Annotated in this window: 8 protein-coding genes and 1 pseudogene; 7 read left to right on the forward strand and 2 right to left on the reverse strand. The window is 63.0% G+C overall.

The genetic code is table 11. The features are described 5' to 3' along the window. Nucleotides 1–13: 13 nt before the first annotated feature. The 4 genes from PSV33_RS00005 (at nucleotide 14) to PSV33_RS00020 (ending at nucleotide 3,093) form a co-directional block, all read left to right on the forward strand. Nucleotides 14–1,261: a CaiB/BaiF CoA-transferase family protein gene (locus PSV33_RS00005; protein WP_300557297.1), complete on the forward strand. Its 1,248-nt coding sequence runs from the start codon at nucleotides 14–16 to the stop codon at nucleotides 1,259–1,261. After that, nucleotides 1,261–1,989, forward strand: a complete 729-nt coding sequence (locus PSV33_RS00010; protein ID WP_300557299.1) for an alpha/beta fold hydrolase — start codon at nucleotides 1,261–1,263, stop codon at nucleotides 1,987–1,989. Before PSV33_RS00005 ends, PSV33_RS00010 begins: the two co-directional genes overlap by 1 nt. Nucleotides 1,990–2,125: 136 nt before the next feature. Continuing rightward, on the forward strand, nucleotides 2,126–2,560 hold the full coding sequence (locus PSV33_RS00015) for a DUF1801 domain-containing protein (protein WP_300557301.1): 435 nt from the start codon (nucleotides 2,126–2,128) through the stop codon (nucleotides 2,558–2,560). Next, nucleotides 2,557–3,093, forward strand: coding sequence for a GrpB family protein (locus PSV33_RS00020; RefSeq protein WP_300557303.1), 537 nt, complete (start codon nucleotides 2,557–2,559; stop codon nucleotides 3,091–3,093). Before PSV33_RS00015 ends, PSV33_RS00020 begins: the two co-directional genes overlap by 4 nt. A 129-nt stretch (nucleotides 3,094–3,222) precedes the next feature. Here PSV33_RS00020 and PSV33_RS00025 read toward each other — a convergent pair whose 3' ends face one another. Continuing rightward, nucleotides 3,223–3,927, reverse strand: coding sequence for a DUF4197 domain-containing protein (locus tag PSV33_RS00025; RefSeq protein WP_300557305.1), 705 nt, complete (start codon nucleotides 3,925–3,927; stop codon nucleotides 3,223–3,225). A 19-nt stretch (nucleotides 3,928–3,946) separates the two neighbouring features. Between PSV33_RS00025 and PSV33_RS00030 the strand changes: the two genes are divergently transcribed. Beyond that, entirely contained in the window at nucleotides 3,947–4,459 is a 513-nt protein-coding gene (locus PSV33_RS00030) for a TlpA disulfide reductase family protein (RefSeq protein WP_300557307.1), read from the forward strand. A gap of 191 nt (nucleotides 4,460–4,650) precedes the next feature. On the opposite strand, the gene PSV33_RS00035 is transcribed toward PSV33_RS00030, so the two are convergent. Then, the gene (locus PSV33_RS00035) at nucleotides 4,651–5,106 is read right to left on the reverse strand and encodes a cytochrome c (RefSeq protein ID WP_300557309.1); all 456 of its coding nucleotides are present in this window, start codon (nucleotides 5,104–5,106) and stop codon (nucleotides 4,651–4,653) included. A 217-nt stretch (nucleotides 5,107–5,323) separates the two neighbouring features. Here PSV33_RS00035 and PSV33_RS00040 point away from each other — a divergent pair, with 217 nt between their 5' ends. Next, nucleotides 5,324–6,004 carry a cytochrome b/b6 domain-containing protein gene (locus tag PSV33_RS00040; protein WP_300557311.1) on the forward strand — a complete coding sequence of 227 codons (681 nt, stop codon included), beginning with the start codon at nucleotides 5,324–5,326 and terminating at the stop codon, nucleotides 6,002–6,004. 82 nt (nucleotides 6,005–6,086) lie between these two features. Beyond that, nucleotides 6,087–6,246: pseudogene (locus PSV33_RS00045) on the forward strand (GNAT family N-acetyltransferase); the annotation flags it as partial.

Raw genomic sequence — 6,246 nt, forward strand, 5'->3', positions numbered from 1 at the left:
GCAAAATGCCCCCATGAACTCCCTAGACGGCATCCGCATCCTCGACCTCTCCCGCGTGCTTGCGGGCCCCTGGTGTACCCAGACCCTCGCCGATCTGGGCGCTGACGTGATCAAGATCGAACGGCCGGGCACTGGCGACGACACGCGCACCTGGGGGCCACCGTTTTTGCAGGACGGTGCGGGCGCCGACACTGCCGAGGCGGCGTATTACCTGGGCACCAACCGCAACAAGCGTTCGCTGACCTGTGACATTGCCAAGCCGGAAGGCCAGGCGCTGATCCGCGAATTGGTGGCGCACTGCGATGTGTTTGTCGAGAACTTCAAGGTCGGCGACATGGCGCGTTATGGGCTGGACTACGCTTCGCTGAAAAAGCTGAACCCCAAACTGGTTTACTGCTCGGTCACCGGTTTTGGCCAGACCGGGCCGTATGCCGAACGCGCGGGGTATGACTACGCGATTCAGGGCATGGGCGGGCTGATGAGTGTGACGGGCGAGCGTGACGACCTGGGCGGCGGACCGCAGAAGGTCGGTGTGGCGGTATCGGACCTGATGACCGGCATGTACGCCACCGTCGCGATTCTTGCCGCGCTGCGCCATGCCGAGAAAACCGGCGAGGGCCAGCAGGTGGACATGGCGCTGCTGGACACACAGGTCGCGATGCTGGCGAACCTGGGCGCCAACTACCTGGTCAGCGGCAAGGTGCCGGGGCGCGCGGGCAATGCGCACCAGAACATCGTGCCGTATCAGGTGTTTGAAGTGGCGCCCGCCCCGGATGGGACCAAGGACCACATCATCATCGCGGTGGGCAACGACAGCCAGTATGTGAAGTTCTGCAAGGCGGCCAACATTCCCGAGCTGGGCGTGAACCCGCTGTTTGCCAAAAACCGCGACCGGGTGCGCAACCGGGCGCAGCTGGTGCCGATTCTTGAAACGGTGATGAAAACGCGGACCAAGGCCGACTGGCTGGCGGCGCTGGAGGCGGCCAAGGTGCCGTGTGGCGCCATCAACAACCTGGCCGAGGTGTTTGACGACCCGCAAATCGAAGCGCGGCACATGGTGACGCAGTGGCAGCACCCGTTAAAAAATCACTTGCGGTTGGTGTCCAGTCCGATCAAACTGAGTGCCACCCCAGTGCGCACACCGGGCCAAGGCGGGTTGCCGCCGCCCATGCTGGGCCAGCACACCGAGGAAGTCCTGCGCAGCGTGTTGAACTACTCCGACGCGCAACTGTCTGAGCTGAAACGCAAAGAGGTGATCTGATGGCCAATTTTGTTCTGGTGCATGGTGCCTGGCACGGCGGCTGGTGCTGGCAGCGGGTCACGTCGGCGCTGCAGCAGCAGGGCCACCGGGTGCATGCGGTCACGCTCACCGGCCTGGGCGAACGCGCACACCTGCTCGCGCCCAGCATCACACTCGACACGCACATTGACGACGTGATCAGCGCCATTGAGGTGGAAGAGCTGCACGACGTCATTCTGGCCGTGCATTCCTACGCCGGCATGATTGGCACGGCCGTGGCCGACCGACTCGGCAAACACCTCAAACACCTGGTCTATGTGGATGCAGTGATTCCCAAACCCGGCGAAAGCTGGAGCAGCACACAGTCGGCGGCGACGCAGCAGCAGCGCCTGTCGGCAGCGCAGGCGTCAACCCGTTTCAGCTTTCCGCCACCCGACCCGGAGGTGTTTGGCCTGCATGACGCCGACCACGCCTGGGTCAAGCGCCGGCAGACGCCGCACCCCGGCAACACCTACCAGGCGCCGCTGAATTTCGATATCCAGCGGGTGGCCGCGATCCCGCGCACTTTTGTCAACTGCACCCAGCCGGCGCTGGCCACCATTGAACCCAGCCGCCTGCGCGCGAAAGACCCCAAGTTCTGGGACGGCGCCTGGCTGCCCAATTCGAAGATCGTGGAGCTCAAGACCGGCCACGACCCGATGATCAGCGACCCCGCCGGTTTGACCCGCATTCTTGTGGGCTGCGCATGACCGAGCCGGGCAGACGCCACGTTGCTACCGGCAGGCGGGCAGGTGCTGCCTGCCAGGAAGAGCGGCTTGCGGCGGCGCGCAAGGCGCTGGCGGACGGCCGCCCAACGGGCCCGGCCGTCACCCTCGGCAAAAGAACATGAGCGCTGCCGTGCATCCCTTTGAAGACCCGGCCGTTGAAGCCGTGTTCAACGCCTGCCCGGCCGCCATCCAGAAGCGGATGCTGGCCTTGCGCGCGATGGTCTTCGAGGTTGCGGCCAGCACCGCTGGCGTGGGCGAACTCCATGAAACCCTGAAATGGGGAGAACCGGCTTACCTGACGGCACGCTCGAAAAGCGGCAGTACGATCAGGATGGCGCCCAAGAAAGCCAGCAACACGCAGTACGCGCTGTACTTCAATTGCCAGACCACGCTGGTGGACACCTTCAGGACGCTTTTTCCGACAGAGCTCAGTTACGAGGGAAACCGCAGCATTGTGTTCGACACAAACACGAAAGTGCCGGCGCAGGCACTGAAGTTCTGTATCGCCATGGCGTTGACCTACCACCGCAACAAGGCGGAGGCCACCGCATGACCGATGCCGACTCCCTGCATGCCGCCATTCACGAAGATGTGAGTTTGCAGGCCTACGACAGCCGCTGGCCGGACAGGTTTGTGGCCGAGCAGGACCGCTTGCTGGCGCTTTTTCCACTCGTTTTTGTCGATATCGAACACATCGGCAGCACGGCCGTTCCCGGGATGGTGGCCAAACCCATTGTGGATCTGCTGGCGGGCGTCGAAACCATGGCCATGGCCAGATCGCTGGCCGAACCGCTGTGTGAGGCGGGCTACACCACATCGGCAGAATTCAATGCCACGCTGACCGACCGCCAGTGGTTCATGCGTTGGGCTGACGGCCGCCGCACCCACCACCTGCACATTGTGGTGCACGGCGGCCCGGTGTGGACCCGGCATCTGCAATTTCGCGATGCGCTGCGCGCCAGCCCCGTGCTGGCAGCGCGTTATGCCGCCTTGAAGGCCGAGCTCGCAGTTCGGCACCCGACCGACCGCGAGGCCTACACCAGCGCCAAGACCGCCTTTGTGAGCTCCCTGTCGGACCCCACCTGAACGGCCCGCCCCGGTAGAGAAGCCGCCTCGGCCGTCAACCCTCAACCCGGTTACTCACTTTTTTATAGCAGCTTGCGCTTGCTGCATAAGGGCTGCAGGCCAATTTGACCCTCCATTTCTGAAACCTGGCTATTTCATCGTCCCAAACACCTTCTTCAAGATTGCGCTGCCGGTACCGACCGGGTCCTGGCGGATCTTCTTTTCTTCTTCGCCGATGACCAGGTAGAGCCCATCGAGCGTCTTGCTGGTGACGTACTGCTGGATGTTGGCGTCTTCCTTCCTGACCAGGCCAAAGCCGGCGGCCTTGCCGGCAAACTCGTTGTATTTGTTGGCCAGACCCACTTTGGCCGTGGCCTGCGTCACCGCCGGCAGGAACTTCACCCCCAGCGGGGCGCGGGTTTTCTCGGCGAAGAAGTTGGTGACCGAGGTCTCGCCACCGGCCAGGATGTTTTTGGCGTCGGTGACACTCATGGAGCGCACGGCGCTGACCAGCAGGTCCTTGCCCATGGGCACCGCGGCTTCGGCGGCGCGGTTGATGGTGGTCACTAGTTCGTCAATGCGTTGGCCCTGGCCGAAATTTCTGAGCAGTTTCGACGCGTCTTCGAGGTAACCGGGCAAAGGAATGCGAACTTTCGGGTTGCCAAGGAATCCATCAGTCTTGCCCAGCAGGGCCACAGCCGCCAATGCCCCGTTTTCCAGGGCGGTTTTCAGGCCACTGGAAGCTTCTGCGTTGCTCAGGTCGCCCAGCGACAGGGCCTGCGCCTGCTGGCAGGTGGCCATAATCAGCATGCCCAGGGCGCTGACACCGGCCTGGTTAAAATTGCGACGTTGCATGACGGGATCCTTCACAAATATGAGTTCAGTTTCAGCCGCAGTATGCCGGATCGCCCTCGCCTCGCTGCTGGCGCTGGGCACCCTTGCCGGCCTGGCCGGCTGCGGTGGTCCGCAGGTCGCCCCCGAGTCGACGTTTGTGCTGCTCGACGGCAGCAGGAAAACGACGGCGGACCTCAAGGGCAAGGTCACCCTGGTCAATTTCTGGGCCACCAGCTGCGTCACCTGCGTGGCCGAGATGCCGAGAATCATCTCCACCTACAACAAGTACCAGGGCCAGGGGTACGACACGCTGGCCGTGGCCATGAGCTACGACCCGCCGAGCTACGTCGTCAACTTCGCCGAAACCCGCAAACTGCCCTTCAAGGTGGCCATCGACAACACCGGCGCGGTGGCCAAGGCCTGGGGCGATGTGCAGCTCACGCCAACCACCTACGTGGTCAACAAACGCGGCGAAATCGTCAAGCAGTACGTGGGCGAGCCGGACTTTGCGGCCCTGCACCGGCTGATTGAGAAGCTATTAGCTGAGAGCTGAGTTCGTCGCCCGCCTCCAGCCCCAATAAAAAGGCCGGCTTCCCGTCAGGGAAACCGGCCTTTTTATTGCTCACCGCCATGAGGTCCCGCCTTTTCAAGCAGGGGCCGCGGGTCCGGCTGTGCCGGCCCGCAGGTGCAGCGGCCCCCCCCCCGGGGGGCAGGGAGCTACACGCAGTGAGTGACCGTGGGGGCTTACTTGTTCCTGAACGCGTCGTGGCAGGCCTTGCAGGTATCGGCGGTTGCGGCAAAAGCGGTTTTCAGGTTGTCGAGGTTGCCGGTCTTGCTGGCGGCAGCAAGCTTGGTGGTTTCCACCTGCAGCTTGTCGCTGTATTCCTTGAATTTGGCCTGCTCGGTCCAGATTTCGGGCTTGGCCTTGGTGTTGCCACCCATGTCCGTGCCTGCACCAAAGCCGGCCCACGGAAGCTTGGCCATGGCGGCCACGATCTCTGCATTGTCAGCAGCAACCTTGGCGTCATAAGGCGCGCGGCCGGACGCCATGGCACCGACGCGACCGAAATGCGTGCCCATCACGGACAGGGCGCTCTGGCGGTACTTGATGGCGTCTTCGGGTTTGGCAAACTGGGCAGAGGCCGGTGCAGCCAGGGCGAGCAGGGTGGCAGCGGCTGCAATACAGGCAAAAGTTTTCATTTATTTTTCCTCGTGGTTTTGTACATGTTCTGGCGATGGGCAGTGCTTCCCGATAGACTGCCTGTCAAAGGAGCTGTATCCCGGACGCAAAGTTCCACCGGAACCGGATGACTAGGGTAAGCACCAAGGAAAAGCAAGCGGGCGCTGAACCCGACGCATGAAACATACCATGGCCGCATGACGGCCCAGGCAACAGACACAACAAGAAGGGTCACGCATGAACCAGCACATCCACAAAATACGCGTCTGGGACCTGCCCACGCGGCTTTTTCACTGGGCGCTGGTCGCCGCCGTGATCGGGCTGGCGATTACCGGCACGGTGGGCGGCAACGCCATGGTCTGGCACTTCCGCTTCGGCTATTCGGTGTTGACGCTGCTGCTGTTTCGCATCGTCTGGGGCCTGGTGGGAGGGCGCTGGTCCCGTTTCGGGGCGTTCATTTATTCACCGGCAAGCGTGATCAACTACCTCAAGGGAAAAGGCAGGCCGGAACACGGCGTCGGGCACAGCCCCATCGGCGCCGGGTCGGTGTTTGCCATGCTGGGTTTTCTGCTGGCGCAGGTCGGCACCGGATTGCTCAGCGACGACGAAATCGCCTTCGCAGGACCGCTGACGCGGTTTGTCTCCAACGCCACGGTCGGCCTGGCCACCAACTACCACACGAACATCGGCAAGTGGATCGTGCTGGCCCTGGTGGTGCTGCATGTCGTGGCCATCGTGGTCTACCTGAGGCGCAAACACAATCTGGTGGGCGCCATGCTGCATGGCGACAAGGAGCTGGTAACCGCCGTACCCGCCTCGCGCGACGACACGGCTTCGCGGCTGCTGGCCCTGGGTGTGCTGCTGGTCTGTGCGGCCGGGGTCTACTGGATCAGCAGCCAGGCTGCGCCCGCGTTCTGACACGCCCTGTAACGCAGACCCGGGCAAGTCCCGGTCAGGGCGGCGCAAAAAACCGATAAACTGGGTTTTGACTTTCAGCGCCATGCCTGCTTCTTCTCCCACCATCGAGTTCATCCCCGCGTCCACGCCGGAACAGCTGGCGGCCACACGCCTGATTTTTCAGGAGTACGCCGACCAGCTGGGCGTTGACCTCTGCTTCCAGAACTTCGAGGCCGAGCTGGCCGGCCTGCCGGGCGACTATG

Source organism: Polaromonas sp., from assembly GCF_029945895.1.
Classification (GTDB): Bacteria; Pseudomonadota; Gammaproteobacteria; order Burkholderiales; family Burkholderiaceae_C; genus Polaromonas.